Source organism: Tessaracoccus zhenghani (assembly GCF_054552775.1).
This window is the reverse complement of the sequence record NZ_CM137275.1, coordinates 525,309-550,496: the sequence shown is the minus strand read 5'-3', so window position 1 is coordinate 550,496 and position 25,188 is coordinate 525,309. Positions and strand designations below refer to the sequence as shown.

The 25,188-nt window shown below is 70.2% G+C and carries 23 protein-coding genes; 5 read left to right on the top strand and 18 right to left on the bottom strand.

Annotation, left to right across the window (positions count from 1 at the left end; genetic code table 11):
* Positions 1-6: 6 nt before the first annotated feature.
* The 4 genes from tgt to hrcA are packed head-to-tail and all read right to left on the bottom strand — an operon-like array spanning position 7 to position 4,149.
* Complete coding sequence (gene tgt, locus ACX1DX_RS02670) at positions 7-1,227, bottom strand: tRNA guanosine(34) transglycosylase Tgt (protein ID WP_459397574.1); 1,221 nt, start codon at positions 1,225-1,227, stop codon at positions 7-9.
* Entirely contained in the window at positions 1,224-1,955 is a 732-nt protein-coding gene (locus tag ACX1DX_RS02665) for a 16S rRNA (uracil(1498)-N(3))-methyltransferase (protein ID WP_459397573.1), read from the bottom strand. Before ACX1DX_RS02665 ends, tgt begins: the two co-directional genes overlap by 4 nt.
* Positions 1,952-3,124, bottom strand: a complete 1,173-nt coding sequence (gene dnaJ, locus ACX1DX_RS02660; protein WP_459397572.1) for a molecular chaperone DnaJ — start codon at positions 3,122-3,124, stop codon at positions 1,952-1,954. Before dnaJ ends, ACX1DX_RS02665 begins: the two co-directional genes overlap by 4 nt.
* 11 nt (positions 3,125-3,135) lie before the next feature.
* Entirely contained in the window at positions 3,136-4,149 is a 1,014-nt protein-coding gene (hrcA, locus tag ACX1DX_RS02655) for a heat-inducible transcriptional repressor HrcA (protein WP_459398164.1), read from the bottom strand.
* A gap of 87 nt (positions 4,150-4,236) precedes the next feature.
* Here hrcA and ACX1DX_RS02650 point away from each other — a divergent pair, with 87 nt between their 5' ends.
* Entirely contained in the window at positions 4,237-5,004 is a 768-nt protein-coding gene (locus ACX1DX_RS02650) for an MBL fold metallo-hydrolase (protein ID WP_459397571.1), read from the top strand.
* A 7-nt stretch (positions 5,005-5,011) separates the two neighbouring features.
* Here ACX1DX_RS02650 and ACX1DX_RS02645 read toward each other — a convergent pair whose 3' ends face one another.
* The 6 genes from ACX1DX_RS02645 to ACX1DX_RS02620 all read right to left on the bottom strand — a co-directional run bounded on the left by ACX1DX_RS02645 (position 5,012) and on the right by ACX1DX_RS02620 (position 9,236).
* On the bottom strand, positions 5,012-5,788 hold the full coding sequence (locus ACX1DX_RS02645) for an inositol monophosphatase family protein (protein ID WP_182764752.1): 777 nt from the start codon (positions 5,786-5,788) through the stop codon (positions 5,012-5,014).
* A 28-nt stretch (positions 5,789-5,816) separates the two neighbouring features.
* Complete coding sequence (locus ACX1DX_RS02640; protein WP_182764753.1) at positions 5,817-6,659, bottom strand: DUF3097 family protein; 843 nt, start codon at positions 6,657-6,659, stop codon at positions 5,817-5,819.
* Positions 6,660-6,673: 14 nt separating this feature from the next.
* Positions 6,674-7,489, bottom strand: a complete 816-nt coding sequence (locus tag ACX1DX_RS02635; protein ID WP_459397570.1) for a hypothetical protein — start codon at positions 7,487-7,489, stop codon at positions 6,674-6,676.
* Entirely contained in the window at positions 7,474-8,184 is a 711-nt protein-coding gene (locus tag ACX1DX_RS02630) for an ABC transporter ATP-binding protein (protein WP_459397569.1), read from the bottom strand. Before ACX1DX_RS02630 ends, ACX1DX_RS02635 begins: the two co-directional genes overlap by 16 nt.
* Positions 8,181-8,558, bottom strand: a complete 378-nt coding sequence (locus ACX1DX_RS02625) for a GntR family transcriptional regulator (protein WP_182764756.1) — start codon at positions 8,556-8,558, stop codon at positions 8,181-8,183. The genes ACX1DX_RS02630 and ACX1DX_RS02625 overlap by 4 nt, the downstream gene beginning before the upstream one ends.
* 105 nt (positions 8,559-8,663) lie before the next feature.
* Positions 8,664-9,236, bottom strand: a complete 573-nt coding sequence (locus ACX1DX_RS02620; RefSeq protein ID WP_459397568.1) for a CDP-alcohol phosphatidyltransferase family protein — start codon at positions 9,234-9,236, stop codon at positions 8,664-8,666.
* Between the two features lie 72 nt (positions 9,237-9,308).
* On the opposite strand from ACX1DX_RS02620, the gene ACX1DX_RS02615 reads away from it, so the two are divergent.
* Complete coding sequence (locus ACX1DX_RS02615; RefSeq protein WP_459397567.1) at positions 9,309-10,328, top strand: glycosyltransferase family 4 protein; 1,020 nt, start codon at positions 9,309-9,311, stop codon at positions 10,326-10,328.
* A gap of 1 nt (position 10,329) precedes the next feature.
* Here the strand turns inward: ACX1DX_RS02615 and ACX1DX_RS02610 are convergent, their stop codons facing one another.
* Genes ACX1DX_RS02610 through hemW form a run of 4 tightly spaced genes read right to left on the bottom strand, consistent with a single transcriptional unit; the run spans position 10,330 to position 14,942 of the window.
* Positions 10,330-11,910: an ABC transporter permease gene (locus tag ACX1DX_RS02610; RefSeq protein WP_459397566.1), complete on the bottom strand. Its 1,581-nt coding sequence runs from the start codon at positions 11,908-11,910 to the stop codon at positions 10,330-10,332.
* Between the two features lie 4 nt (positions 11,911-11,914).
* On the bottom strand, positions 11,915-12,706 hold the full coding sequence (locus ACX1DX_RS02605) for an ABC transporter ATP-binding protein (RefSeq protein WP_459397565.1): 792 nt from the start codon (positions 12,704-12,706) through the stop codon (positions 11,915-11,917).
* Positions 12,703-13,728, bottom strand: coding sequence for an ABC transporter substrate-binding protein (locus ACX1DX_RS02600; protein WP_459397564.1), 1,026 nt, complete (start codon positions 13,726-13,728; stop codon positions 12,703-12,705). The genes ACX1DX_RS02605 and ACX1DX_RS02600 overlap by 4 nt, the downstream gene beginning before the upstream one ends.
* Before the next feature lie 20 nt (positions 13,729-13,748).
* Positions 13,749-14,942 (bottom strand): radical SAM family heme chaperone HemW, encoded by a 1,194-nt coding sequence (gene hemW / locus ACX1DX_RS02595; RefSeq protein WP_459397563.1) that lies wholly within the window; start codon positions 14,940-14,942, stop codon positions 13,749-13,751.
* Between the two features lie 35 nt (positions 14,943-14,977).
* On the opposite strand from hemW, the gene hrpB reads away from it, so the two are divergent.
* Entirely contained in the window at positions 14,978-17,464 is a 2,487-nt protein-coding gene (gene hrpB / locus ACX1DX_RS02590) for an ATP-dependent helicase HrpB (RefSeq protein WP_459397562.1), read from the top strand.
* 48 nt (positions 17,465-17,512) lie between these two features.
* Here hrpB and lepA read toward each other — a convergent pair whose 3' ends face one another.
* Positions 17,513-19,342 (bottom strand): translation elongation factor 4, encoded by a 1,830-nt coding sequence (lepA, locus tag ACX1DX_RS02585; RefSeq protein ID WP_076059142.1) that lies wholly within the window; start codon positions 19,340-19,342, stop codon positions 17,513-17,515.
* A gap of 167 nt (positions 19,343-19,509) precedes the next feature.
* On the opposite strand from lepA, the gene rpsT reads away from it, so the two are divergent.
* Positions 19,510-19,770 carry a 30S ribosomal protein S20 gene (gene rpsT, locus ACX1DX_RS02580; RefSeq protein ID WP_076059144.1) on the top strand — a complete coding sequence of 87 codons (261 nt, stop codon included), beginning with the start codon at positions 19,510-19,512 and terminating at the stop codon, positions 19,768-19,770.
* A gap of 92 nt (positions 19,771-19,862) precedes the next feature.
* Here rpsT and holA read toward each other — a convergent pair whose 3' ends face one another.
* Positions 19,863-20,831 (bottom strand): DNA polymerase III subunit delta, encoded by a 969-nt coding sequence (gene holA / locus ACX1DX_RS02575; RefSeq protein WP_076059146.1) that lies wholly within the window; start codon positions 20,829-20,831, stop codon positions 19,863-19,865.
* A gap of 97 nt (positions 20,832-20,928) precedes the next feature.
* Between holA and ACX1DX_RS02570 the strand changes: the two genes are divergently transcribed.
* Positions 20,929-21,924, top strand: coding sequence for a Gfo/Idh/MocA family protein (locus ACX1DX_RS02570; protein WP_459397561.1), 996 nt, complete (start codon positions 20,929-20,931; stop codon positions 21,922-21,924).
* A gap of 10 nt (positions 21,925-21,934) precedes the next feature.
* On the opposite strand, the gene ACX1DX_RS02565 is transcribed toward ACX1DX_RS02570, so the two are convergent.
* Both ACX1DX_RS02565 and ACX1DX_RS02560 read right to left on the bottom strand, forming a co-directional pair.
* Positions 21,935-24,238: a ComEC/Rec2 family competence protein gene (locus tag ACX1DX_RS02565; RefSeq protein ID WP_459397560.1), complete on the bottom strand. Its 2,304-nt coding sequence runs from the start codon at positions 24,236-24,238 to the stop codon at positions 21,935-21,937.
* Positions 24,239-24,260: 22 nt separating this feature from the next.
* Positions 24,261-25,076, bottom strand: coding sequence for a helix-hairpin-helix domain-containing protein (locus ACX1DX_RS02560; RefSeq protein WP_143570866.1), 816 nt, complete (start codon positions 25,074-25,076; stop codon positions 24,261-24,263).
* Between the last annotated feature and the right edge of the window lie 112 nt (positions 25,077-25,188).

The window sequence follows — 25,188 nt, the reverse complement described above, 5'->3', positions numbered from 1 at the left end:
CGGCGGTCAACGACCGCTGTAGAAGCTGCCCAGGAACTCGTCACGGAAGGCGTGGAACGAGCCGTCCTTCAACGTCTGGCGCATCGTGTCGACCAACCGCACCGTGAACCGTTCGTTGTGGATGGTGGCCAGCGTCGACGCCAGCATCTCCTTGGCCTTGAACAGGTGGTGCAGGTAGGCCCGGGTGTAGTGCGTGCAGGTGTAGCAGTCGCAGCCGTCCTCCAGGGGGATGAACGAGCGACGGTGGGCCGCGGTGTTGACGTTGTAGCGCCCGTCGGCGGTGTAGATGGCCGCATTGCGGGCCACGCGTGACGGGTTGACGCAGTCGAACGTGTCGGCCCCCATCTCGACGGCGGCGAAGAGGTCGTCCGGCTCGGAGATGCCCAGCAGGTGGCGGGGCTTGCGTTCGGGGAGTTCCTCGACCATCCAGCCGATGATCTGCCCCAGGTTCTCCTTCTCGAGCGCCCCACCCAGGCCGAAGCCGTCGAAGCCGTGGCCGTCCACCTCCAGGGCCGCAAGGCCCTGGGCGGCCCGACGTCGGAGGTCCTCGTACTGGGCGCCCTGGATGACGCCGAACAGCGCCTGATAGGGCTTGTCGGCGCGTTCCCTGGTCAGCCGCGCGTGTTCCGCCAGGCAGCGCACCGCCCAGGCGTGCGTGCGCGCCACGGAATCCTCCTGGTAGCCGCGGGTGTTCATCAACGTGGTCAGCTCGTCGAAGGCGAACATGATGTCGGCACCCAACTCGTGCTGGATACGCATCGAGATCTCCGGGGTGAACCGGTGCATGGTGCCGTTGAGGTGCGACTTGAACGTCACGCCGTCGTCGTCGACGTGGGCGCGGCGCTCCTTGCCCTCGGCGATGACGTCGTCGTCGACCATCCCCTTGGTGTCCATGGCCAGCACCTTCTTGAAGCCGGCGCCCAGGCTCATCACCTGGAACCCGCCGGAATCCGTGAAGGTCGGCCCGGGCCAGTTCATGAACCTGCCGAGGCCACCGGCCTCGTCGACGATGTCGGAGCCCGGCTGGAGGTACAGGTGGTAGGCGTTGGCCAACACGGCCTGCGCGCCGGTGGCGGCGACGGATTCGGGAAGGACCGCCTTCACCGTGGCCTTGGTACCGACGGCGATGAACGCCGGGGTCTCGATGGGGCCGTGCGGAGTGTGAATGACGCCCGCCCGCCCCGGGGCACCGTCAAGGCGGTGGGTGACGTCGAACGAGAAACTCATCGGCGCGCCAGCACGTCGAGCTGGCCCAGCGCCACCGCAGCGGCGGTGGAGGTGCGCAGCACCCCGTCGCTGATCAGCACCGCCTGCGCACCGGCCGCGACGAAGGCCTCCAGCTCCTCCGGTGAGATGCCACCCTCCGGACCGACGATGACGAGGCCGATGCCCTCGTCGGGAAGTTCCACCTGGGCGATGTGCAACGCGGCGTCCTCGTGCAACACGAGGGCCAGGTCCGCCTGGCGGATCGCCTCGACGACCTGTGCCGTGGCGGCCGCCTCGACCACCGGGACGGCGAAGCGGCGCGACTGCTTGGCCGCCTCGCGCGCCGTCGCCTGCCAGCGTTCGAGCGCCTTGGCTCCCCGGTCACCCTGCCAGCGCACGATCGAGCGCAACGCCTGCCACGCCAGGATGCGCCGGGCGCCCAGCTCCGTGGCCATCTGCACCGCGAGGTCGCTGCGGTCCCCCTTGGCCAGCGCCTGGACGACGCCCCACCGCAGCGCGGGGGGCTCGTCGTCGAATACCTCGGTCACCTCGACCGTGAGCTCACGCTTCGCGGCGTCCACGACCGTGCCCCGCACCCCGAGTCCTTCGCCGTTGGCCAGGATCACGCTCTCCCCTGTCAGGATCCGCTTCACGCTGACGGCGTGGTGGGCCTCATCGCCGATGACGACGACGCGCTGGCCAGGCCGGACGGTGTCGTCGAACGTGGCGAGGAAGAGGGGATCTGTCACGAGAACCACTCGCTCAGCTTGCCGAAGACACCCGCTTTGCCCGGCTTGGCGGTGACCGCCTCCGCCCGGATCTCGTCGCGGGCCTCGGCGAGCTGGAGCATCAGGTCGCGCTGGTGGTCGTCGAGCCTGGTGGGGGTCTGCACCAGCAGGGTGACGCCCAGGTCTCCCCGGCCACCGCCCCGCAGGCGCGGCACGCCTCGGCCCTTCAGCGCGATCCGGGTGCCGGACTGGGTGCCGGACGGCACCTCGAGGGAGACGGTGCGGTCCTCGACGTCGGACTTCTCCCACTCCGCCTCGAGGGTGGTGACGGCGACGGTGGTGCCGAGCGCAGCGGCGGTCATGGGGAGCTTGACGACCATCTCGAGGTTGTCGCCGTCGCGGCGGAAGCTCTCGTGGCTGTTGACGGCCAGCTCGACGTAGAGATCGCCGGCGGGGCCACCGCCCGGGCCCACCTCGCCCTGGCCCTCGAGATGGATCCGGATGCCCGTGGAGACACCGGCGGGGATCTTCACCTGGAGGGTGCGGGTGGTGCGCACGCGGCCCTCACCGGAGCACTCGCCGCAGGGGCGCGGGATGATCGTGCCGTAGCCACGGCACGTCGGGCACGCCTGCGAGGTGCGGATGTCGCCGAGGAAGCTGCGCTGGATCTGGGTGATGTCGCCGTTGCCGTTACAGGTCGAGCACGTCACCGGCTCAGACCCGGGCTCGCCGCCGGAGCCGGTGCACTTCGGGCAGACGACGGCGGTGGCGACCTTCACCGGCTTGGTGACGCCGAACACTGCCTCGTGCAGATCCAGGGAGACGCGCACCAGCGCGTCCTGGCCCTGGCGCACGCGGGAACGCGGCCCACGGCTGCCGGCCTGGCCGAACATGGCGTCGACGAGGTTGGTGAAGTCGAAGCCACCGGCGAACCCGCCGCCGAAGCCCGAGAAGCCCGCACCGGCCGCACCCGCCATGGGGTCACCGCCACGGTCGAAGACCGCACGCTTGTTCGGGTCGCTCAGCACCTCGTAGGCCTCGCTGAGTTCCTTGAACTTCTCTGCGGCCTCCGCGTCCTCGTGGGCGACGTCGGGATGGACCTTCATGGCACGACGGCGGTAGGCCTTCTTGATGCCTTCAGGGGTTGCGTCGCGTTCGACACCGAGGATGGCGTAGTAATCCTTGCTCATATTTCTTGCGTTCAGCCTTCGTTGAGGAATCTGCTCACGTAACGAGCCACGGCGCGCACCGCGGCGATGGTGGACGGGTAGTCCATCCGGGTGGGTCCGACGACGCCGAGGCTCGCCCGGAAATCGGCACCGTATCCGGAGGCCACCAGTGATGTCGACTGGAACCCCTGGGCGGTGTTCTCCTGCCCGATGCGGACGGTGATGTCGTCACCGCCCGCCTCGCCGAGGAGACGCATGAGGACGACCTGCTCCTCGAGAGCCTCCAACAGGGGGCGCATGTTGGTCTCGAAGGCGGCGCCGGCCAGGTTCGGGACGCCGGCCACCACCACCTGCGAAGCGGGTTCGGCAGCGATGGTTTCCAGGACCGTCGCGACGACCGGGGCGGAGAACGCCCGGTCCTCCGGTGCGATGGTGTCGAGCACCCTCACCAGGGCGTCGGCGGCATCCGCAGCGGCCCGGCCCACCGTCGCGGAGGCCAACTTCTGCCGCAGCCCGTGCAGACGGGCCTCATCCAGCGCCGGAGCATCGAGGACACTCTGGTCCACCCGCCCCGAGGACTGCACGACGATCACCATCAGACGTTCGGCGGTCAGAGAGACCAGTTCGATGTGCCGGATGACGTCGTGCTGCGCCACGGGGTACTGCACGATGGCGACCTGCCGGGTCAGTTGGGCAAGGAGGCGGACGGTGCGCATCACGAGGTCGTCGATGTCAGCGGTGCCGTTCATGAACGTGGTGATGGCGGTGCGTTCTGCCCCCGACAACGGCTTGATGCGCGCGAGTTTGTCGACGAAGAGCCGGTAACCCTTGTCTGTGGGGATCCGGCCGGCGCTGGTGTGGGGCTGCGTGATGTAGCCCTCCTCCTCCAACGCCGCCATGTCGTTGCGGACGGTGGCTGCCGAGACGTCAAGCTTGTGCCGCTCCACGAGGGCCTTCGAGCCGACCGGCTCACGACTGGCCACGTAGTCGGTCACGATGGCCTTCAGGACTTCGAGCTTTCGGTCGTCGAACTTGCGGTCGTCTATCACGTCACCTCCACACTCGGTGCAGCAGCCTAATCATTGGCACTCTCGTTTACCGAGTGCCAGTGTACCGCCCCTACGATGGGCATCATGACACTCGACTGGACCCCCGTGACCGACCGCGTCTTCGTGACCACCGTGGAACCCCACCGGGTCAACATCGGGCTGATCGTGGGCGAGACCGGGGCGATGCTGATCGACACCGGTAACTCGCCCGAGCAGGGTGCGGAGATCCTCGCCTCGGCCACCGCGCTGGCCGGCGTCCCAGTGACGCACGTCCTGCTGACCCACGATCACCACGACCACGTCAACGGCCTGGCCGGCATGGGGGGCGAGGTCATCTCCATCGCCCACGAGAAACTCACGGCTGTTCCGGTCTCGCGCACGTTCTCGATGGCGCTGGCGTTGGATCTCGGCAACCTGCGGGTGGAGGCGCTGCACTTCGGCGAGGGCCACACCGACAACGATGTGCTGGTCTTCCTGCCCGGCGAGAACGTCGTCTTCGCCGGCGACCTCCTGGAGGAGGGCTCGGACCCGCAGATCGACGACCGCGGTTCGCTGAGCAACTGGCCCACCGTGCTCGACGGTGTCCTGGGCGCCGCCAACGCCACGACGCGGTTCGTGCCCGGCCACGGCGCTGTTGTCGACCGCGACTACGCGTTCATCCAGCGCGCCGAGATCGGCATGCTCTACGGCCAGACCGAGATGCTGATCCACCAGGGCACGAAACTTCAGGACGCGGCAGCGGCCACGGAGTGGCCCTTCACCGCCGAGACGCTCGCCGTGGCCCTCCCGAAGGCCTATGCCGAGCTGAGGGCCAAGGGCGTCGTGCCGAAGAGGCACCTGCCCCTGATCTGAGCGAACCTCAGATGATGGGCCAGTTCTGCTGGGCCACCATCCAGCTGAGCGTGTCGCCGGCGACCAGCAGGCCACCGCGCGAGCGTGAGGTGAGGCTGTAATCCATGCCGTCGATCGTGCGGCTGATGCCGCCGTTCTCCACCACCATCAAGGACCCCGCGAGGTGGTCCCACGGGTGCAGGCTCGAGTAGAACATGAAGTCGAAGGTGCCGTCGAGGACGGCCGGGTAGTCGAAGCAGCACGCGAAGTGGCTGCGCACCACGGGGCTCAGCTTGCCGTCGGCGTCGAAGCCCCGGAGCTTGCGCTTGGACGAGGCGCCCAGCGGCGGGCGGTCATGGCGCCGGCGTTCGATGGGGCCGCCGTTGAGCTGTACCCCGGCCCCCCGCTCGGCGACATAGGCCCGACCGGTCTGCGGCTGCCAGATCCAGCCCCGGGTGGTGACGCCGCCGCGGACCTCGGCGAGGATGACGCCGTGTTCGTCGCGGCCGTGGACGAAGTTCCGGGTGCCGTCGATGGGGTCGATGATGAAGGCATGGTCCGCGTTGCCCAGGCCCTTGAGGAGCGACGGGTCCGCGAAGACGGCCTCCTCCCCCACGACGACGGCGTTCGGGAAGGCTTCCTTCAGCCGGCGGGTGAGGTACACCTCGGATTCGTGGTCTGCGACGGTGACGAGGTCTCCGGGCTTCTTCTCGTCGACGTCGGTGTCGGCCAACAGCCTGAACCGCGGGGTGATGATCTCCGCAGCGGTCTCCTTGAGCAGGCCCAGAATGCCTTCGGTGTCCATGTCGCTTACCTTAGTGGTCTGTCCGGGGTCAGGCGCCGAGGTGGTCCTGCGTGACGAAATCGATGAGGGTCTCCACCTTGGTGTTCAGTTGTGGCTCGAGGTCGCGCCAGCTGCTGACCCGCGCGAGGATCGCCTGCCAGCCGCGCGCGATGTCCGCCTGGTCCGCGTGCGGCAGGTTGAGGGCCTTGAGGGTGCCGAGTTTGAAGTCGACGTCGCGGGGCACCACCGGCCAGGCCTTGCGGCCGATGCGGGCCGGGCGGACGGCCTGCCAGATGTCGATGAACTCGTGCCCCTCGATGAGGACGACGTCGCGGTGGCCGGCGCGGTAGACCTCGGCCGCGATCCGCGACTCCTTCGAGCCGGGCACCAGGTGGTCGACCAGCACGCCCAGCCGACGACCGGGCTCGGGCCCGAAGTCCTGCACGATGCGCGGCAGGTCGTCGATGCCGCCCAGGTATTCGACGACGACGCCCACGTGCCGGAGGTCCTCCCCCCACACCTTCTCGATGAGTTCCGCGTCGTGGCGGCCTTCGACGTAGATGCGGCTGGGCAGCGCGACCTTGGCCTTGACGCGCTCCTGGCTCGCCCTGGAGCCCGAGGCGGTGTACTTGGGCCTGACCGGCCCGCCCCGCAGCGGGGCCCGGAGCGCGACGGGCTCGCCCTCCAGCAGGAAGCCGGGCCCGAACGGGGCGGAGCGGCGTTTGCCGTGCCGGTCCTCCAGCACCACGAGGCCGTTCTCCCAGCCGACCACCGCGCCGCAGAAGTCGTCGAACTCGACCACCTGGTCAAGCTCGACTGCCACGTCACGGGTCTGCTTCAGATGGGCCTTCTGCCAGCCCGGTGCCAAGACGTCTCGCGCGTATCTGTCCACGGCGGACGACGCTATCAGCGCAACTCCACCTTCTTGTCGAACGACACCGACGCCCAGACAATCGCCACTGCCGAGAGCACCAGCATCGTCAGGAACACTCCGACGGGCACGACGCTCTGCTCCTCGATCGTGAAGATGTTGACCAGGCGGGCCTGGAAGCCCACCGTCCCCGCTTCGTCGAAGACCAACTGCAACGGGAGGAACGCGCCGAGGATGGCGGTGACCTGACCGACCACGTAGAAGAGGAACCACACCAGGACGGGGCCCCCGATCCCCATCTTGCTGCTCCAAGCCTCGCTGCCGACGGCCGCCGCGAAGTAGTACGACGCGAGCCAGACGAAGGGCCAGACGAGGATGAACGCGACCAACAGGGCGATCACCCAGCCAGGGAGCATCCGCCCCATCGCGTCGAGCGCGCCGGCGATGGCGTCGTTGACACCCCCCACCGATCCGCCGCCCACCACGGCGAAGGACACTGCGGCCAGATAACCCAGCCCTGCGGCGACCACCAGGGCGATGACGCTCAGCACGTAGGCGTAGAGCAACTTCACCCAGTAGATCGTCGAGCCCTTCACGGGGATGGCCCGCGTGAGGTACCCCGTCTTCGAGTAGGACGAGCGGTAGAAGTCGAACCCGAGCCACACGGGCACCGCGGTGGGCACGGCGGCCGCGCCTACGATGGTGAGCACGGCGAACAGGGTGTTGATCGGGGCAGGTAGGAGGACGGCGGCCAGCGTCGCCAGACCGACGACGAGTACCGCTCCCGCGACGATGATGAGGTACCAGCGCAGGGTGCGCCGGATTTCGTGCTTGATCAGTTTGCCGACCATCGGTAGACCTCCCGGAATAGCTGGTCAATGGACATGTTGCGCTCGGCCCGCAGGTCGTCGACCGAACCGCTGAGCAGGATCTGCCCGTAACGCATGAACGCGAAGGAATCGAGGACGGGCTCGAGATCGTGGATGAGGTGGGTGGAGATGAGGACCAGCGCGTCCTCCGGGAGATCCCGGACGATGGCGGCGAGCAGGACTTCCCGTGCCGCGGGATCGACGCCGGAGATGGGTTCGTCCAGGAGGAAGACCTTTGCGTCGCGCGACATGGCCAGGGCAACCTGGACCTTCTCCCGCATGCCCTTGGAGAGCGTGTTGAGTTTGCGGTGGGTGTCCAGCTGGAAGAACTTGAGCAGATCGCGGCACTTGACCTCGCTGAAATCAGCGAAGAAGTCCTTGAACATGCCCACGCAGCCGTCGATGGTGTCGTTGTCTGCCAGGAAGCTCGCGTCGGGCAGGAAGCTCACCATTGCCTTGGTGTCCGGCCCGATGGGGGCGCCGTGCACACGGACCTCGCCGTCGTACTGCGTCAGTGCCCCGGCCAACACCTTCAACAGGGTGGTCTTGCCGGAACCGTTCTCCCCGAGCAGCCCGACGATCTGACCACCCTCGAGCGAGAGGTTCAGGTCGTTGAGGGCAGGGAACGCGCCGTACTTCTTGGTCACGTGGGCGATCTGGATCGCCGGTGCTGTCATTCTGGGGCTCCTTCTGCGGGGGCCGACCAGCGTCGGCCCAGTAGGTCGCGGGCGGCGGTGAGGCTCATGCCGAGCCCCTGGGCCCGCCGCGCGAAGTCATCTGCCGCGCCCGCCGCGAGACCGAGGCGGGCCTGCTCGATGACGGCCGGGTCGTCGGTGACGAAACGGCCGGTGGTCCTCTCGGACCTGGTCATGCCCTGCCGCTCGAGTTCGGCGAGGGCGCGTTGGACGGTGTTGGGGTTCACCTTCAGCTCGCCAGCCAGGTCGCGGACCCCGGAGATCCGGGCCCCCGCTTCCCACTGGCCGGTGACGATGCGACGGATGAACTCGTCGACCAACTGAAGCCAGATAGGGCTGCTTGCGTCGAACTCCATCTCACCTCCCGGTGTCTCACTGTATTAGGTACTTAATACAGTAGCACAGAGGAGTCTCGAGGCTCAGGCTTCCTGAGTCGGTTGCGTCCGGGTGCGGCCGGTGGCTCAGTACGCGCGGCGGCGTTCCTGGTAGCGGATGTCGCGGGCGAAGGAGTAGGCCACGAGCGCGACGGTGAGGCCGGTGCTCCACTGCACCACCGTGACGGGGACGACCGGCGCGAGGGCCGTGACGGTGACAAGGGCCTGCAGGCCGCCGATGAGCCGGCGCGACTGCCTGAACGGCAACGGGAGGAGCCACTGCGGACGGAACCTGCCGCCCAACAGGAACAGATAGCGCGCGGCGCCCATCAGCAGGATCCAGGGGGCCAGCGGCACCAGGGCGAGGCTGAGCGCGAGGAGCACCGCCGAATCGACCGCCACGTCCCAGCGGGCGCCGCGCTCGGTCACGGTGTTGGTGCGGCGCGCCACGGCGCCGTCCACGGCATCCAGCAACGCCGTCGGAAGCGCGACGAGGAACAGCGCCCAACTGCGCCCCGGCAGGTAATCGAGGTAGCCGAGCGCCACCAGCACTGCGCAGACGCCGCCGAGAGCAGCCCTGCCCAGCGTGATCCGGTCCGCCGGGGTCAGCCTCAGCTCCGTCACCCAGCGGCCCAGTCGCGCGTACGCAGGCGTGCTCATCGCCTGAGCCTAGCGGCGGCGCTCTGGCGGGTGGCTGCTTATGATGCAGAGGACGTCCAAGGAGGAGGCACCGTGGCCCCGATCGCTTTCGCTCATTGGCGCAGCCCCCAGACCAGCGGCGGTAACCGCTACGACGACGAGCTCATCGCGGGCCTGCCAGCCGCCGGGGTCGACCTCCGGGTCAGACCGGTGAAGGGGGCCTGGCCACTGCCCACGGACTGCGAGCGGCGTGCCCTCCTCCAGTTGCTCGCCACCGGCGAGGAGTGGTTGGTCGACAACATCGTCGGTTCCGCGGCACCCGAGGCGATCATCGACGCCGTGGCAGAGGGCCGACGGGTGACGCTGCTGATGCACTATTTCCCCGCCGATGACCCGTCCCTGTCGTTGGAGGAGCGCGCCAAGCTGGGCGCGTCCGAGGGCCTGGCGGTCCGGGCGGCCAGCCGGTTGGTGGTCCCCAGCGCGTGGGCCGCCGCCGAGGTGGCCGGGCGCTATGGGCGCGCCGACGCCGTCGTGGCCCGGCCCGGGGTTGCGACGGGGCCCGGGCCTGGGAAGTCAGCCGGAGCACCGTCGTTGCTGTGGCTCTCGCGGCTCACTCCGGGCAAGGACCCGCTGACCTTCATCGAGGCACTGGCCCACGTGCCGGACCTGGAGTGGACGGCGCGCCTCGTCGGGCCAGACGATGTGGACCCCACCCTCACCCGGTTGGCCGGTGAGCGGCTCGCCGAGCTCGGCCTCGCTGGGCGCGTGTCCGTCACCGGAGCACGCACCGGCCTCGCCCTCGAGGCCGTGTGGACCGGCACCGATCTGCTCATCCACACCTCGCGCGCCGAGATGTACGGCATGGTCGTGGCGGAGGCGGCGGCCCGCGGGATCCCCTCGATCGTGAGCGGCGGCACGGGGGCTGTCGAGGCGCAGACGAGCGGCTCGCAGTTCACCCCCGGCGACAGCGTCGGCCTGGCCGCGGAACTGCGCGCCTGGCTCACCGACGCCCACGTGCGCCGGCGTTGGCGGGCAGAGGCGCTGGCCGGCCGCGCTGGGATCCAGACGTGGTCCGCCACCGTGGCGACAGTGGCCGCCGCTCTGCGCAGGTGACCTACCAGCGCAGTTGCTCGGGCGCGACGCGCGCGAGCACCCGCGCTTCGACGAATTCGACCACCGTGTAGGCGAGCAGACCGAGCACGGTCACCACCACGACGGTGGCCCACAGCGACGTGTACTGGCTGGTGGCCGCGTCCACCGCCATCCGGTTGCCCAGCCCCGAGCCCGTGGCCAGCCATTCCGCCACCGTCGCCGCCAGCAGCGCGGTGGGGGCGGCGATCCGGGCCGAGGCGAAGAAGGCCGGCGCCATGGCGGGGAGGCGTCCGAGCCACAGGGTGCGCCCAGGGGAACTGTCGAACGTGGCGAAGACATCGGCCACCTGCCCCGGCAGCTGGCTGAGGCCGTAGAGGCACGCCACCATCGTCGGGAAGAACGTCATGATCGCCACCACCACGGCGGTCCCGAAGGCGCCCCGTCCGAGTGCCGCCACCAGCAGGGGCGCGATGGCGATGATGGGCACGCACCGCAACGCCACGGCGACGGGGGTCAGTGCCTCGCGGGTACGGTCCGACAGCGAGAAGACGGCGGCCAGCACCACCCCGGCGGCGAGGCCGGCGAAGTAGCCGGGCACCGCGACGGTCGCCGTCTCCGCCACGGCGTCGAGCAGCCCGGCCCGGTTGGCTGGGGCTTCAGGACCGGCCACGAGCCACTCCCACGCGTGCCAGGGTCGCTTGGCGAAATACGGATCGAGCCCCACTGCGGCGAACCCGGCCGCCCACCCGCCGATCACCAGCACCGCGGCCACCAGGGCTCCCCCTGTCGACTCCAGCGCCCGGCGCCACCCGGGGCGGGGGCTCGCGTTCGACGGCGCGAGCAGGACGGGCGGCGTCTCCGGAGCGATCCGCCGGGCCAGGGCCGCCACCGCCTGGTACCCCAGCAGGGACACGGCCGTGGCCAGGAGCATCAGGGCCCAGAGGCCGTCGGTGTCCAGGCTGCGCAGCGCCAGGATGGACAGGACGCCGACGCCGCGCTCGGCCCCGGTGAACTCGCCCACCAGTGCACCGAGGAACGCCGCGGGCACAGCCGTCTGCAGCCCCGCCATGAGGTACGGCAACGCGGCCCGGGCACGCACGGTCACCAGCGTCACCCATCGGCCTCGGCCGTAGATGGCGGTCAGGTCCAACCAGGCGCTCGGCAGCGCACGGAGCCCCACCAGCAACGGGACCAGCGTCAGGTAGTAGACGGCCAGGGCCGCCAGCGTGATCTGGGGGCCGTCGTTCAGCCCGAACACCAGGCGCAGCAGCGGCCCCAGCGCCACCAGCGGGAGGCAGTAGACCACCAGCGCCAGTCGCAGCACGAGCCGCTCGGACCACGGGAGCAGCACCACGAGCAGCGCCAGCAGCACAGCCGCGCCGTTGCCGAGGAGGTAGCCCCACAACGCCTCTCCCGACGTGTAGAGCAGCCCGCGTCCGTAGACGCCGGCCTTGGCCACCAGCTTCCCGACGATGCCCGACGGGGCGCCCAGGAGGTGCCGGCCGGCCAACAGGGTCCGCGCGAGCACCTCCCACGCGGCCACCACGGCCACCCAGATCAGCACCCGACGGGCGAGGGCAGCCGGCCGGCCTCGGTCCGCCACGGCCTCAGGCCTCTCCGTCGACCGACAGCAGGGCGCCGATCTCCTCCACGAGTTCGCGGAAGCGGTCAGAGCGCAGCTGTTCCGCAGTCCGGGGCCGGGCGAGGTCGACGGTGAGGTCGGCGACGATGGAGCCGGGGCGCGGTGACATGACGAGGACCCGATCCGCCAGCAGCACCGCCTCCGTGACGGAGTGCGTCACGAGCAGCGTGGTGGTGCCGGTGTCCGACCACAGCGGCGGCAGTTCGATGTTGAGCCGGCGGCGCGTGAGCTCGTCGACGGCGCCGAACGGCTCGTCCAGGAGGAGGAGCCGCGGCTCGGTGATGAGGCACCTGGCGATGGCGGCGCGCTGACGCATGCCGCCGGACAGCTGCGCGGGCCGGGAGTGCTCGAACCCTTCGAGACCCACCATCCGCAGCAGCGCCAGCACGCGCTCGGGGTCTGCGGGTTGACGGGCGAGCTTCCGGGCGAGGGCGACGTTGCCCGCTGCCGTGCGCCAGGGCAGGAGGGACGCGTCCTGGAAGGCGATGGCGAGCTCACCCCGCCGTCGGATCTGTTGGGGTGCCTCCTCCCCCACCAGCACCGCACCGCCCGGGTCCGGCTGCTCCAGGCCGCCGAGGATGCGCAGCAGCGTGGACTTCCCGCAGCCGGAGGGGCCCACCAGAGCGGTGACGGTGCCGGCGGCGAGCGTGAGGTCGGTGGCGCCGAGGGCCACCAGTTCGCCGCGCGCGGTGTGGAACGTCTTGCACACCGCCCGGCAGGTCACCTGCGGTGCCGCCGGGGCGGGTTCTGCGCTCACGCCGTGGGCCCGTCCTCGTAGATCTCCTCGAGCAGGGAACGGTCCCAGAGCTCTGCGGTGGCCCCCTCGATGCCGAGGCTGTCGACAAGGGCGAGGTTGTCGGTGATCTGCTCGTCCGAGAACCAGCCGAAGCCCGATTCGTCGGTGGCCTCGGAGAACATGATGTCCAGTTGGACCTCCGCCTGCTTGCGCTGGGTCTCCAGGTCCAGGCCGGCATCGGGGTAGGCCTCGACGGTGAGTTCCGCCGCGGCCTGCGGGTCTTCGCGGTACAGCTGCCAGCCCTGGAAGTCGGCCCGGAGCAGGCGCAGGATCTGATCGCGCTTCTCGGGATCCTCCAGGTTGGAGCGCAGCACGGTGTAGGTCTGGCTCATGGGGTTGTAGCCGAAGTCGGCCAGCAACATCGAATGGCCCTCCACCCCTTGCACCGCGAGGGCGACAGGGAGGTCGTTGTAGAAGCAGAAGAGCCCGTCGACCTGCTTGGCCGTCAGCACAGCGGGGTCGTACTGGCTGGGCACGAACTCCACCTGATCAGGCGTGAGCCCGTTGGTGGCGAGGAAGGAGTTCAAGCCCGGGGTGTCGGCCCCGGCAACGCCGATCCGTGCGCCGACGAGGTCCTCCGGCCGCTTCAACGGGGCCGTCGCCAGGGACAGGATGGTGCCCGGGAACTTCTGGTACTGCGCGCCGACGATCACGAGGTCCGCGCCCTCCGCATTGGATCTCGCCACACCGTCGGCTGCCGAAATGTTGACGAGGCTGCCGCCGCTGACGGTGTTGGCGTCTCCCGCGACGTTGGGGCCACCCGCAGCGAGCTGCACGTTGAGCCCTTCGGCCTCGAACAGGCCGCGCTCGCGGGCGAGGTAGGTCCCCCCGAACTGCACGGAGTGGGTCCAGGAGAGCTGGTAGACGACCTCCTCCAGGCTGCCCGCGGCGGGTTCGTCCCCGCCACAGCCCACGACGCCGGCCACCGTGACGGCGCCGAAGGCGCCCAGCAGCGTGCGGCGCCTGATGATGGGAAAGGTCATGGCGTCCTCCTTGACGGGCCTCAGTCCAGCAGGTCGCGGATCACGCCATCGGCCAGGAGGCGGCCCGCCTGGGTCAACCGTAGCCTGGCGCCGTCGTCAGTCGCCAGGTTCGCGGCGACTACGGCAGACACGCGCGCCAGTTCGCTGGGTCGCAACACGTCCAGGGGCAGGCCCCCTACCAGCCGCAGTTCGAGGAGGACCCGCTCGACGCGGCGGTCCTCGTCGGTCAGCACCTCGCGGGCGAGCGCAGGCGACTCCCCCGCCGTCAGCGACGCCGCGTAACTGCGCGGGTGCTTGCGGTTCCAGAACCTGACTCCCCCCACGTGCGAATGGGCACCGGGGCCGATGCCCCACCAGTCGGCGCCCCGCCAGTAGGCGAGGTTGTGGCGACACTCGCCGCCCGGGCGCGCCCAGTTGCTCACCTCATAGTTGGCCAGGCCCAGCGCGGTGAGGGTCTCGTCGGCCACCAGGTACTTGTCCGCCAGGTCGTCGTCATCGGGCATGGGGATGTCGCCGCGGCGCACCTGCATCGCCAGGCGGGTGCCCTCCTCCACGATCAGCGAGTAGGCGCTGACGTGGTCTACAGGGGTGGCGGTCACCGCGTCGAGGCTGGCGCGCCAGTCGTCCATGGACTCGCCCGAGGTGCCGTAGATGAGGTCCAGCGAGATGTGGTCGAAGCCGGCGTCTCGGGCCCAGTGGGCGGCGTCCAGGCCCCGACGGGGGGTGTGGGTGCGCTCCAGCACCTGCAGCACGTGGGGCACCACGGACTGGAAGCCGAGCGAGAGGCGGGTAAAGCCGCCCGCGCGGAGGGTCTCCAGGTAGGCGGGGCTGAGCGTGTCGGGGTTGGCCTCGGTGGTCACCTCGGCGTCCGGCGCGAGGCCGAACCTGTCGTCGATGGCGCGGAGCAGGCCGGTCAGCGCCTCAGCGGGCAGCATGGTGGGGGTGCCACCGCCGAAGAAGACCGTCTGGACGGGCCGGGAATCGCCCAGGATGCGCTCGGCCAGGGCGAGTTCGGCGTGCGCGGCGCCCAGGTAGGTGTCCGGTGACAGGTCGCCCAGCTCGCTGGCGGTGTAGGTGTTGAAGTCGCAGTAGCCGCAGCGGGTGCGGCAGAACGGCACGTGGACGTACAGCGACAGGGGCGCGGTGGATGCCAGTGCGGATGCGGGGAGCGAACCGTCGGCCGGAGCCTGGTCGCCGTCAGGAAGCTGTGCCACCGCTACAGCTTAGGCGGCCCCGCTAGGTTGGGCCCGTGCCCACTCTCGCCCAACTCGTCGCCGACGGCTGCGGGCTGCCCTTCGCCGCGGCTGCCGACGACCTCCGCGAGGCGGTCACGACGCGTGGGGTCGCCGTCGTGGAGGCACCACCCGGCACCGGCAAGACGACGCTGGCGCCCGCCGTCGTGGCCGGCTGTGTGCGGGGACGCGTGGTGGTCACCCAGCCCCGTCGGGTGGCGGCCCGGGCGGCCGCGCGGCGCTTGGCCTCGCTGACGGCCACCGCGGTGGGCGAGGTGGCGGGCTTCACGGTGCGCGGCGAGCGGAAGGTGTCGCCTGCCACACGCGTGGAGATGGTCACGCCGGGCGTGTTGCTGCGCCGCCTGCTGCGGGATCCCTCCCTCGAAGGAGTGGGCGCGGTGATCCTCGACGAGGTGCACGAGCGCGGCCTCGACACGGACCTCTTGACGGGCCTCCTTGCGGAGGTGCGGGAGCTGCGCGAGGACCTCGCCGTCGTGGCGATGTCGGCGACCCTCGACGCCGCCGGGCTGGCCTCGCTGTTGGGCGGCGGGTCGCCCGCTCCGGTGGTCGGTGTGCCCGCGGTGCTGCATCCGCTGGAGGTGCGGTGGGCCGCCGGGCCGATGCCGCTCGACTCGAGGGGGACGTCGCGGGACTTCCTGGGGCACGTGGCGGACACCGCCGAGCGGGCCTTCGCCGAGCTGCCCGCCGTCGGCGACCTCCTGGTCTTCCTCCCCGGGGTGTGGGAGGTGCGCACCGTCGCGGAAGCGTTGCGCGGCCGGGTGGCCGCGGAGGTGCTGGAACTGCACGGGCAGGCGGGGGCCCGGGAACAGGACCGCGCGGTGGCGGGCCGCGGGCCCGGGGATCGGCCCCGGGTGGTGGTGTCGACGAACCTGGCCGAGTCGTCGTTGACGGTCAACGGCGTGCGCGCGGTGGTCGATGCGGGCCTCTCCCGGGAGCCCCGACGCGATTCCGGCCGTGGCATGTCGGGACTGGTCACGGTGCGCTGCGCGAGGTCGTCGGCGGACCAGCGTGCCGGGCGGGCCGCGCGCCAGGGGCCGGGCGTGGTGTGGCGCTGTTACGACGAGCGGACCTACACGGGGCTACGGGCCCAGGTCACGCCGGAGTCGCAGACCTCGGACCTCACCGGAGCCCTCCTGACGCTCGCGGCCTGGGGTGCGCCCCGTGGCGAGGCGTTGTCGCTGCCCAGCGCCTTCCCGGCCCTCGCGGTGGCGGAGGACGAGCACGTGTTGCGCTCGCTCGGCGCCGTGGACGACGACGGCCGGGTCACCGCGCACGGGCGCAGGCTGGCCGACATTCCCGCCGCGCCGCGATGGGCGCGGGCGCTGGTGGACGGCGCGCCCCAGGTCGGGAGCCGGGTTGCCGCCGAAATGGTGGCGGCCGTCGCACTCGACCTGGGCGGTGACCTCACCGTCGCGCTCCGAGGGCTGCGGCGCGGGGAGGCGCCGGAGTCACGGCGCTGGCGGGCAGAGGCGGACCGCCTGGAGCGGCTGGTCGACGCCACGCCGGGCTCCGGTGGTCTCCCGGGGGCGGTGGTCGTGTTGGCCTACCCCGAGCGTGTCGCCCGCAAGGCGGGCGCCTCGCATCTGCTGGCCTCCGGCACACGCGCGGCCGCGCCACGGGAACTGGCGGAGCAGGAATGGTTGGCCGTGGCCGAGGTCACGCGCGCCGCCGGCGCCAGCGCGGCGGGCACTGGTGCTGTCGTCCGGTCCGGGGCGCCGATCGACGAGCGGACCGCGCGGGCGGCGGCCGCCCACCTGCTGCTGGACGAAGTGCGCGGCACGCTGGTCGACGGCCGGCTGAGGGCCCGCAGGGTGACAGCGCTCGGCGCGATCGAACTCACGTCCACGCCGGTGTCCGCCGGAGAGTTGGGGCCCGAGGCCGTGCGGCAGGTGATCGAGGAGAAGGGGCTGGCTGTCATCGGCTGGTCGGAGACCGCCGACCGGCTCCGGCGGCGCCTCGCCTTCCTCCACCGGCGGATGGGCGCAGCGTGGCCCGACGTGTCGGACGCGGCGCTGCTGACCCGCCTCGACGAATGGCTCGGCCTCGAACTGGCCGACGCCGCCCGCACCGGTCGCCTCTCGGGGATCAGCCTCACCGCCCCGCTGCGCCGGCTGGTGCCGTGGCGGGAAGCCACCCGCCTCGACGAACTCGCTCCCGAGCGGCTCGCCGTGCCGAGCGGCTCCACCATCCGGTTGGACTACCCGGCCCACGACGACGACGCGGCAGTGGTCTGCGCGGTGAAGCTCCAGGAGTGCTTCGGGTTGGCGGAGTCGCCCACGATCGCGGCAGGCCGGGCCCGCGTCCTGTTCCATCTGCTGTCCCCCGCCGGCAGGCCGCTGGCGGTCACCGACGACCTGGCGTCGTTCTGGTCCGGCCCGTACGCGCAGGTGCGCGGTGAGATGCGGGGCCGGTACCCCAAGCACCCGTGGCCGGAGGATCCGTGGACCGCCCAGGCCACGTCGCGTACGAAGCGGCGCAGCTGACGGGTGAGTGAGGTTCACTCGTTCTCCGCGAACCCTCAGGGCGCGGGCTTATTTGGCGCTGGATTCCCCGGTGGACAGTGCGGCGACGAATGCCTCCTGGGGGACCTCGACGCGACCCACCATCTTCATCCGCTTCTTGCCTTCCTTCTGCTTCTCGAGCAGCTTGCGCTTGCGCGAGATGTCGCCGCCGTAGCACTTGGCCAGGACGTCCTTGCGGATGGCGCGGATGGTTTCACGGGCGATGACGCGCGAGCCGATGGCGGCCTGGATGGGCACCTCGAACTGCTGCCTCGGGATGAGTTCCTTGAGCTTGGCCACCATGGCCAGGCCGTAGGTGTACGCCTTGTCCTTGTGCACGATCGCCGAGAAGGCGTCCACCGGGTCGCCGTGCAGCAGGATGTCGACCTTCACCAGTTCGGAGGTCTCCTCGCCGGCGGGGTCGTAGTCGAGGGACGCGTAGCCCTTGGTGCGTGACTTCAAGGCGTCGAAGAAGTCGAAGACGATCTCGGCCAGGGGCAGCTTGTAGCGCAGTTCGACGCGGTCCTCGCTGAGGTAGTCGAGGCCCAGCTGGACCCCCCGTCGGTTCTGGCACAGCTCGATGATGGTGCCCAGGTACTCGGCCGGGGTGAGGATGGTGCCGCGCACCACCGGCTCGTAGACGTCGGCGATCTTGCCCGTGGGGTATTCGGAGGGGTTGGTCACGGTGTGCTCGGACCCGTCCTCCATCACCACGCGGTAGACCACGTTGGGGGCGGTCGAGATGAGCGAGAGGTTGAACTCGCGCTCCAGCCGTTCGCGGACGATCTCCATGTGCAGCAGGCCCAGGAAGCCGATGCGGAAACCGAAGCCGAGCGCGCCGGAGGTTTCGGGCTCGTAGGTGAGGGCCGCGTCGTTGAGTTGGAGCTTCTCCAGGGCCTCGCGCAGTTCGTTGAACTCGTCGCCGTCCACCGGGTAGAGACCGGCGTAGACCATGGGGTTGGGGTGCCGGTAGCCGCCCAGGTCCTGGGTGGCGGGCCGCGCCTCGAGCGTCACGGTGTCGCCGACGCGGGATTGGCGCACGTCCTTCACGCCCGTGATGAGGTAGCCCACCTCACCGACGCCGATGGCGTCCGACTTCACGGGATCCGGCGAGATGACGCCCACCTCGAGCAGTTCGTGGGTGCCCAGGGTGGACATCATGCGGATGCGTTGACGGAAGCCGAGTTCGCCGTCGACCACCCGGACGTAGGTCACCACACCGCGGTAGGTGTCGTAGACCGAGTCGAAGATGAGGGCCCGCGCAGGAGCGTCGGGGTCGCCGACGGGGGCGGGGATCAACTCGACGACCGCGTCGAGGAGCTCGGGGACGCCCACACCGGTCTTGCCGGAGACCATGAGCACGTCAGAGGGGTCACAGCCGATGATGCCGGCGATCTCCGCGGCGTACTTCTCCGGGTTGGCGTTGGGCAGGTCGATCTTGTTCAGCACCGGGATGACCTGCAGGTCCGCCTCGATGGCGAGGTACAGGTTGGCCAGCGTCTGCGCCTCGATGCCCTGGGCGGCGTCGACCAACAGGATGGCGCCCTCGCAGGCGGCCAGCGACCGCGAGACTTCGTAGGTGAAGTCCACGTGGCCAGGGGTGTCGATCATGTTGAGGATGTACTCCTCACCATTCTTCGTCCACGGCATGCGCACGGCCTGCGACTTGATGGTGATGCCGCGCTCGCGCTCGATGTCCATGCGGTCGAGGTACTGGGCCCGCATCTGCCGGCCGTCGACGACCTTGGTCAGCTGCAGCATGCGGTCGGCCAAGGTGGACTTGCCGTGGTCGATGTGCGCGATGATGCAGAAGTTCCGGATGATTGCCGGATCGGTCTTGCCTGGTCGGGGTGCGGGCATCAACATTCCTCGTTGGTGGACAGAGACAGGCCATCATCTCACGGAGTGCGGGACGTTGAACAATGCGACCGATTTGGCCCGCGCCGCAGAACTCAGGTAGGGTTGAGCGTCGCGTGCAAACGCATGACCGAGTACACCCCCCTTTAATCCGTAAAGAGGCCTGCCCCGTGGCGAATATCAAGTCCCAGATCAAGCGCAACAAGACCAACGAGATCTCCCGTCTCCGTAACAAGGCGGTCAAGTCCGAACTGCGCACCCACCTCCGCAACGTCCGCTCCGCCGTCACCGAGGGCGAGTCTGAGAAGGCTGCCGAGCTCCTCGTCGTGGCCAACCGCGCGCTCGACCGCGCCGTGAGCAAGGGCGTCATCCACAAGAACCAGGCTGCCAACCGCAAGTCGCGCATCGCGACTGCCGTCAACGCCATCTGATCCAGCACTTCTAGCTGCTGTTTGATTCCTCAACAGCGCCTTGGCCCTCGGTCGTCAAGGCGCTGTTTTGCGTACCCTGAGGCGGTGCAGCGTCAGCGACGACGCTGCTGCAGCACACCCAACACCATGCGCTCGAGCGCGAACGCAGCGTCCGTGGCGGCGCCCTTGACCTCCGCGTCACCGCGGGCGATGAGCCGGATGGCCTCCGCCACCCCACCCACCTGCCAGGTGTTCGACGCCCTGGCGTAATCCTTGAGCTTGAACGGGGGCACCCCGATCTCGCGGGCCAGGTCTGCGCCGCGCAGCCGGCTGTTCTGCGCATCGAGATACTTCGCCAACCCGCGGAACGAACTGGCCACCGCACTGGTGATCAGCACAGGTGCCACGCCGGTCTCCAGCGCCCAGCGCAACCGCTCCATGGCGAGGGTGGCGTTGCCGGCGACCACCGCATCGGCCACCGCGAAACCGGAGACCTCTGCCCGGCCCGCGAAGTAGCGGCGCACCAGGGCCGCGTCGATCTCGTTGGCACCCGAATCAGCGATGAGTTGATCGATGGCCGAGGCCAGGGCCCGCAGGTCATGGCCCACGGCCGCCACCAGTTCCTCGGCCGCATCAGCCTGCATCCGGATGCGCTGCCGCTTGGCTTCCGCCGCGACGAAACCGGGCACTTCCCAGGGCTTGAGGGCCGCTACCGTCTCCACCGGCACCTTGGCCTTCTTCAACTTGTCGATGAGGCCCTTGCCCTTCACACCGCCGGGGTGCAGCAGGATGAGGCAGAGTTCCTCCGGCGGGTTGGACGCTGCGGCCACCAGCTGGTCCACCACCGACGCCGGGGTGGAGCCCACGTCGTCGATCACCGCCAGCGTGTGGCTGGAGAAGAGCGAGCCGCCGATCACCTCCGAGAGCATGGAATCCTCAAGCTCCGTGGCGTGGATCTCGTTGATCCCCGCCTCAGGATGCGCGGCCAACGCCCTGGACCTGATCTCGGCCACGGCGCGCTGCGCCAGCAGCTGTTCCGGACCGGAGATGAGGATGGCCGTGCCGAACGGGGACGAAGTCATGCCTCTGATCCTGCCAGGCTCGTGCGACATTGTCGCGGCGCGGAGCTCGTCGTCATCACTAGACTCGGGTCTGTTCCGCTCAGTGAGGAGTTCTTCCATGAATCAGCCCGTCCGCTTCGGTATCTTCGGTGCCGCCGGCATCACGCCCCAGGCCCTGATCACACCGGCCCAGGCGAATCGCGACGTCGAGTTGTACGCCGTCGCAGCCCGCGACCGGGGCCGGGCTGAGAGCTTCGCCGCCGAACACCACATCGGGCACGTGCATGACTCGTACGAGGCGCTGCTGGCAGATCCCAACGTCGATGCGGTCTACATCCCGCTGCCCAACTCCGAGCACGGCAAGTGGACCGTGGCCGCGTTGGACGCCGGCAAGCACGTGCTGGTGGAGAAGCCGTTCGCGTCGAACGCCGACGAGGCGGAGGAGGTCGCCCGCCGGGCCGTAGGCTGCGACCGCGTCGTCATGGAGGGCTTCCACTACCGCTACCACCGGCTCATGGCGGAGACGCTGAAGCTCATCGCCGACGGCGCCATCGGCGACCTCGTGGAGGTCGAGGCACACTTCGACATCAATCTGCCGGACCGCTCCAACATCCGCTACAACCAGTCCCTCGCGGGGGGCGCCACGATGGATCTCGGCTGCTACAGCCTCCACTTCGTGCGCAGCGTGGTGGGCGAAGAGCCGGAGGTCGTCTCCGCGGAAGCCAGGCCGTCGGACGATCCGCGGCTCGACGAGGCACTCAGCGCGGAACTGAGGTTCCCGGGCGGCGTCACGGGCCGCATCTCCAGCTCGCTGCTGGAGGACGAGGAGCGCCAGACCTGCATCATCACCGGCACGAAGGGTGTCATCCAGGTGGAGGGCTTCGTGAAACCCCAGGACGGCAACACCCTCACGCTGACCAACGACGCGGGAGTGACGACCGTGGAGGTGCCCACCCAGCCCACGAGTTACGCGGCCCAGTTGGCCGTGTTCGTCGACGCGGTCCGCAACGGCACCCCGGTGCTGACCGGCCCGGACGATTCGGTGGCGATGATGCGGGCCATCGATGCCATGTACCGCGCCGCCGGCCTGGAGCCGCGGGAGACCACCGTCTAGGGCAACCCCCTCATCCCGCTCCCGCCGCGGTCCGGATCGTCAGCTTCTCCCCCACCAACGCCACGGCGATGGAGCCCTGGGTGTCAGTTCGGACGATCTCCATCCCGTGGGAGCGGGCCAGGTCCATGGCGCTGACGCTCGGGTGACCGTAGGAGTTGCCCTCCCCGGCGCTCGCCACCGCCAGCGCCGCACCGGAAGCCGCGAAGAAGCGCGGCTCCTGGCGGGAGGAGCCGTGATGCGGCAGCTTCAGCACGTGCGCCTCGAGGTCCACGCCGAGTTGTGCCGCTGCCCGCAGCGCGACACCCTGACCGGCCGGCTCCGCGTCCCCCGCGAGCAGCACCCGCAGGGAGCCGCTGGAGCCGACCCCGACGACGGAGGCGTCGTTCTCCGCGGAACCCTCCCCCTCGGCCTCCGCGACGGCAGCCCCAGCGGGTTCCCACACGGACGCGGTGCGCCACGTCACGTCGCCGACCTCCAGCACCTCGCCCGGCGTCGCTGAGCGCACCTCGGTGCCGGTTTCGCGCGCGATGTCCTCCAGCCACGGTGGGTGGGGACCAGAGCGGACCAGAACCAGTGACGGCCGGTAGCGGGCGATCAGCGCCTCCGCGCCCCCGACATGGTCCGCGTGGTAGTGGGTCAGGATCAGTAGGGGGATGGCCTCGACCTGCAGCGACTCCAGGCAGCTCACCGTGGCCGGCGGTTCCGGCCCGGCATCGATCACGACGGCCGCGCCTCCGCGGGCGTTGAGAACCGTGGCGTCGCCCTGGCCCACGTCGCAGAAGACCGCCTGCCATTCGCCCGGCCAGCCCAGCGGCACCGGCCGCACGAGGGCCAGCGCCACGAAGAGGCTGATGAACCCGACGCCGCCCCATCGGTGGCGGAGGGCCCGCAGCAGCACCACGGCGAGTGCGGCGGAGCCGAGCGTGATCAGAGCGACACCCAGGGCCGAGCCCTTCCACGTCCAGGATGCGGTGGGCAGAACCGAGCCGAATTCCGCGAGCCACAGGATGGGCTGCGCGCACCAGCCGGCCAGCCAGCCGGGGCCGGCCGCCAGCCATGGCAGTGGGCACAGCAGCGCAGCGGCGAAGCCGAGGACGGTGGTGGGGCCGACGAAGGGTCCGGCCAGCACGTTGGTGAGGACCCCGACGACCGAGACCTGGTCGCTCAGCGCCGTGATGATCGGCTGCGTGGCAAGTTGGGCTGCGAGGGGCACCGCAAGCGCTTCCGCCGCCCATCGGGGAGCCCACCGCGAGATGGCCGCGACGAAGAGGGGCCCCAGCAGGACGATGCCGGCGCAGGCGGAGGCGGACAGGGCGAAGCCGATGGAACGCGCCATCCACGGGTCGAGCCACACCAGGATGAGCACCGCCACGCAGAGCGAGCGGATGGTGCGCCGGCCCGCACCCACACCGATCGCTGCCAACGCCACCAACCCCATGGCCGCGGCGCGGTAGACCGAGGGCTCCTGGCCGCAGATCAACACGAAGGCCACCACTCCGCCGAGCGCTGCCACCCGTACGCTCCACCCCCGCAGACCCAGCCCGCGCACCGCGGCGAGAACCACGCTGAGCATCAAGGTGAGGTTGGCGCCCGAGACCGCCATGAGGTGCGTCAGAGCGGTGACATGGAACTGGTCACGCATCGCCGCGTCCACTGCCGAAGTGTCACCCACCACCAGGGACGGGACCAGCGCGCGCTGGCGGGGCGGCGAGTGCGCCACGGCGTCGCGCAACCCCTGCCGCATGGCGTTGACGGCTCTGTCGACGATGCCGGGCCCGGTCACTTCGGAGCCGATCTCACGCAGGCTGAGGACCGCAACGGCGGCGTCGTCCGGCTCCGGGGCACGCAGTCGGGCACGCACCTCGTACGTGCCGCCGGCGGTCAGCCCCAGCAACTCCTGGGACACCGCACCGCTCGCGAGGATGACGACGGGCACCTTCGACTCCACCCGCTTCTGCCTGGCCTCCGCCCAGATCAGTTCGGCGTGGCCGATCACGACGCCCTCAGCCGGCCGCGCCTCGGCAAGGAGCTTCAACCGCACCGTACCGATCGCCCCGTCGGCAGCGAGCTCAGCAACGGGCGACGCGTGCCGCTGCCAGCTCTGCACCCCGGACATCAGCAGGGTCACGGTGAAGGTCGCGATGATCATCGCTGTCCAGGCGCGACGGCCGCGCACGGCCACCACCGCCAGCAGAAGGAGACCGACGAAGGCCGCGATGACTGCTTCCCGCTCGGGCCGCCAGCCGGACGAGCCGAGCCACGCCGCCCCCCACGTGGCCAGGGCCAGCGGAGCCAGCCGCCAGTCATGAGTCACCCTCCCCAGCCCTTCCACACCGTCAGGAGCCGATGGTGACCAGCGGCTGGAGCTTCTGGAAGGTCTTCGGGCCGATGCCGCTGATCTCCTGCAGTTCCTCCACAGAAGTGAAGGGCCCATGCTCGTCACGCCAGCCGATGATTGCGCCGGCGGTCACCGGGCCGACTCCGGGAAGCGACTCGAGCTCACCAGCAGTGGCCGTGTTCAGGTCCACCACTCCCCCTGCCGCCGCACCGCCAGCGGCCCCCGCGGGCGGAGGCTCGGCGCCCACCAGGTCGCCCTTGGGCTTCCCGACGGTACCGATGACGATCTGCATTCCGTCGGACACCTGGGCGGCGAGGTTGAGTTCGGCCGGGTCAGCGTCGGCAGCCAGACCACCGGCTGCGAGGATGGCGTCCTCGACGATGGTGCCCTCCGGCAGCTCGACGACGCCGGGCTCAGCGACCGCTCCGGCAACGTGGACCCGCAGCATCTTCACCGGGGCGGGCGACGACGGTTCCACCGGGGCCGCGCTGACCGTGACGGGCGCAATGGGCACTTCCGTCGCCGCACTGCGACCGAGAGCAGCGACGGCCACCCCCACGCCGCAGAGGAGGAGCACGGCGACGACCACCAGGTGCTTGACGGTCAACGTGGGCACCCGGCTCGTGGTGGCCACCGGTGTCGGCCCGGCTGACGCGGGTGAGGTGCGCTCAGCCGGAAGCGGCGGCGACAGGAGGGGAGGCTCCGGCACCGGAGGTTCGGGGAGGCCACGCCGGGGCGCGCCAAGAGAGGGCCTGCCGGCGCTCACGTAGGCGAGCCGGGCGCGGGCCATCTCCTCCGCATCGGTGTGCTGCATACCTCCATGGTGGTCAGAACCAGGTTCGAATCACCACGGGATGTCCTCCCTGTGGACAAGTACTGCCAGAGGCCTCGAGCCCCCTGACCCGGGCGCAGCGCGCCCGGGTCAG